Annotated in this window: 4 protein-coding genes; all 4 read right to left on the bottom strand. The window is 73.6% G+C overall.

The annotated features are described in order from the left end of the window. The coding region (locus MHW47_RS33855; protein ID WP_239227675.1) for an HD-GYP domain-containing protein at nt 1-1,323 on the bottom strand (1,323 nt) is incomplete at its 3' end. Nucleotides 1,324-1,444: 121 nt separating this feature from the next. Beyond that, nucleotides 1,445-1,765 carry a mycothiol system anti-sigma-R factor gene (gene rsrA / locus MHW47_RS33850; RefSeq protein ID WP_239227674.1) on the bottom strand — a complete coding sequence of 107 codons (321 nt, stop codon included), beginning with the start codon at nt 1,763-1,765 and terminating at the stop codon, nt 1,445-1,447. Continuing rightward, a complete protein-coding gene (locus MHW47_RS33845; protein WP_239227673.1) occupies nt 1,762-2,418 on the bottom strand; it encodes a sigma-70 family RNA polymerase sigma factor in 657 nt (218 codons plus the stop codon). The genes rsrA and MHW47_RS33845 overlap by 4 nt, the downstream gene beginning before the upstream one ends. A gap of 285 nt (nt 2,419-2,703) precedes the next feature. Beyond that, nucleotides 2,704-3,040 (bottom strand): alpha/beta family hydrolase (locus tag MHW47_RS33840; RefSeq protein ID WP_374230191.1); only part of this gene is annotated, 337 nt, incomplete at its 5' end.

Below are 3,040 nucleotides of genomic sequence, written 5' to 3'. Positions count from 1 at the left end.
GGTGCCGCCGGGCGCCTCCTCGCGGGGCGGGGGGACGGGCGGCGCGTCGTCCGAGGTGACCGCCGCGCACCAGCCGTAGCGCTCCAGGCCGCGGGCGAGGGCCCGGACCATGCGGGGGTCGAACTGGGTGCCGGCGCACCGTTTCAGCTCCTCGACGGCGGCGGGGACCGGGCGGGCGCGCCGGTAGGAGCGGGTCGAGGTCATGGCGTCGAAGGCGTCGGCGACGGCGACGACCCGGGCGCACTCGGGGATGCCCCGGCCGGAGAGCCCGTAGGGGTAGCCGCTGCCGTCGAGCCGTTCGTGGTGGTGCAGGATCGCGGCGCGGGCCTCGCCGAGGAAGCCGATGCCCCGGACGATCTCGTGCCCGTACTCGGGGTGGAGTTCGATCACGCGCCGCTCCCCCGGGGTGAGCGGGCCGTCCTTGCGCAGGACGCGGGTGGGGACACCCAGCTTGCCGACGTCGTGCAGGATGCCGGCGAACCGGAGCACGTCGACGCGGTGCCGGTCCATGCCGAGTTCGCGGGCGATGAGGACGGAGGCGCGGCCGACGCGTTCGCTGTGGCCCCGGGTGTAGGTGTCCTTGAGGTCCACGGCCTGGACGAGGGCGCGGATGGTGGCCCGGTGCGCGGCCTGCTCGCGGTGGTACTGCGCGAAGACCCAGCAGGAGATGTACATGGGCAGCAGCACGAAGAGCGCGGCCAGCGGCCCGTAGCGGCTGTTCCACAGCACGGCCATCATCAGCCCGGCCAGGCCATGCACCAGGTGCGGGGCCAGGGAGCGCGGCAGCAGCCCGCGCCAGGCGCGGCGCGCGGGCAGGCGCTCCGCGACGAGGAGGATCGAGCCGTCGAGGGCGGCGAGCACCGCGCTGAAGGCGAGGGCGGCCGCGCAGACGGGCAGCAGGGCGGGCGGCAGGGCGGGCGGGCCGCCGGGGGCGGGACCGCCGAGGAGGGTGTGCGCCCAGGCCGCGGCCCATACGGCGACGGCCAGTTCGGCCGCGCGCCAGATCCGGCGGGCGGTGACGGGCGGTTCGTCCACCCGGCCCGCGAGGGAGCCGGGGATCGCGACGAGGGCCGCCGCCGGGGGCGGCAGCAGGAAGGCCGCGGCGAGCAGCAGCGGGAAGAAGGACCCGGCGCCGAGCGGCGCGGAGCCGCCGAAGGACGGGCAGCGGCCGGGGAGTTCGCAGACGAGGTAGAGCGCCGTGAGCAGTCCGAGGCTGGCCCACGGCGTGTCCGCGCCCGGGCGCAGGGCGGGCGCGGCGCACAGGGCCGCCGCGAGGGCGACGGCTCCGATGTGGGCCCGCGTGGCCCGGCGTGTGGCTCCCACCCTCGCTCGCCCCCCAGCTCCGCTCGTGAAGGAGCCACGCTAACGAGCGGGGCGGTCCGGGCGGGGGCCGATGGGGGCGATTAGCACGTTCGGGTGAAGCGCGGGGTCAGGCCGGGAGGGGTCAGTCTCCGGCCGCGGTGGGCACCTCGGTGTCGGAGACCGTGACGTCCTGGTCCGGCACGGCCTGTCCCGAGCGGATGAGGTCGATCCGGCCCATCACCTTGGCCCGGAGGTCGGCCGGTACGTCGTCATGACCGCAGCAGCGCTTGACCAGCTTCTTCACGGCCTGTTCCAGGCCGTACTTCTCCAGACAGGGGGAGCACTCGACGAAATGCGCCTCGAACTTGGTGCAGTCGCTGTCGGGCATCTCCCGGTCGAGGAACTCGTAGAGGTGGTCGAGGACCTCTGAGCACTCCGTCTCGTGCGGCTCTCCGCAGCTCATGAGCCCGAGCCTTTCCGATCGTCCGGCTTACCGGCGCCCGCGGGGACGAGTCCGCGGTCGCGGGCGTAATCCTCCAGCATGCCGCGCAGCTGACGGCGGCCCCGGTGCAGTCGGGACATCACCGTACCGATGGGTGTCCCCATGATGTCCGCGATCTCCTTGTAGGCAAAGCCCTCTACATCGGCGAGATAGACCGCGATGCGGAACTCCTCGGGGATCGCCTGCAGCGCGGACTTCACGTCCGAGTCCGGGAGGTGGTCGAGGGCCTGCGACTCGGCGGAGCGCAGCCCGGTCGACATGTGCGACTCGGCGCGGGCCAGCTGCCAGTCCTCGATCTCCTCGGCGGCGCTGCGCTGGGGTTCGCGCTGCTTCTTGCGGTACGAGTTGATGAAGGTGTTCGTCAGGATGCGGTACATCCAGGCCTTGAGGTTGGTGCCCTCACGGAACTGGTGGAAGGAGCCGTACGCCTTGGCGTACGTCTCCTGGACGAGGTCCTCGGCGTCCGCGGGGTTGCGCGTCATGCGCAGGGCGGCCGAGTACATCTGGTCCAGGAAGCCGAGGGCGTCGCGCTCGAAACGCGCGTTGCGCTCGGCCGTCGTCTCCTGCGGGCGGCCGTCGTCGGTCCCTGTGTCTGTCCCCGTGACCGGACCCACCTCCTCCAACGCTGGGGCGGAGCCCGCGCCGGACCCGCTCGAATCGGAGAATAGTCGACCTTGGTCGCGCGCGGGCTGTCGTTCCGTGCCGCCGGGTGACCGCTCGTGCGCGGGCCTGGCCGCGTGCAGGACCGTCCACTCCAGGTCGGCGGTGTCTGTGCGACGCGGGCAGATGGTCGAACCCATGCGACGGACTCCCTCTCCACTTACGACGTTGGCGTACCGATGTCCGGAACAACAGCGGCCCCCCGCCGGGCATTCCCGGCCGCGCGGGCCGGTTCCGGTTCAGCCGATCCCGGCCAGCCAGCCGGTGACGGCGCCGGTAAGGATCTCCATCGCCCGCTCCTCGGTGAGCCCCGATCTCTTCGGTACGGCGAAGCCGTGGTCCCCGTACGGCACCTCGGTGATCCGGTAGTCGCCCGGCGGGAACTCGGCGGGCTTCCCGAAGGGGTCGTTGCCGCCCTGGACGACGAGCGCGGGCAGCCCGCAGTCCAGGAGTTCGCCGGCGCGGGTCTTCTCGGGGCGGCCCGGGGGGTGCAGCGGGAAGCTGAGCGCCAGGACCGCGCGGGCGCCGAGCGCGGCGGCGGTGCGGCAGGCGACCCGGGCCCCGGCGCTGCGTCCG

Origin of the sequence: Streptomyces sp. OfavH-34-F, assembly GCF_022347745.1 — a bacterium.
Taxonomy (GTDB): Bacteria; Actinomycetota; Actinomycetes; order Streptomycetales; family Streptomycetaceae; genus Streptomyces.
This window is presented reverse-complemented; position numbering and strand designations above follow the sequence as displayed.